The sequence below is a fragment of the Providencia rustigianii DSM 4541 genome, assembly GCF_000156395.1.
Taxonomy (GTDB): Bacteria; Pseudomonadota; Gammaproteobacteria; order Enterobacterales; family Enterobacteriaceae; genus Providencia; species Providencia rustigianii.
In genome coordinates this window covers 1-318 of sequence record NZ_GG703824.1, presented here as the reverse complement: position 1 = coordinate 318, position 318 = coordinate 1, and the positions used below count along the sequence as shown (strand labels likewise).

The following is a 318-nucleotide window of genomic DNA, read 5'->3' as shown; positions in this document are numbered from 1 at the left end:
AGCGGAAGCCAACTTAACGCAATTAGGCGCAACAGCAGCAGCGGCAGGCTTATTTATGGCATTTGTTATTTTCCTTGCAAAAAACTTTGCATCTCAAATTGCTGGCGCAGGTGTAGATGGTGCAGTTCAGGGAATGGCTATGATGGGAGTTATGGGGGCTGGCATGATGGCATTTAAAGGCAATAAAAAAAGCCGCAGGAATGGCAGATAAGGCAGCAAATGCAGGTAAAAATAACCGTGATAGAGGCTGGAATGGGGCAACGACAAGTGCAAGCGGTGGTTCGTCTGCACCTAACTCGGCAAAATCACGCCGCCAAG

1 pseudogene is annotated in these 318 nt (G+C 48.4%); it reads left to right on the top strand.

Annotated elements, in window-relative coordinates:
* Positions 1–211: pseudogene (locus tag PROVRUST_RS19920) on the top strand (type IV secretion system protein); the annotation flags it as partial.
* Positions 212–318: the final 107 nt, after the last annotated feature.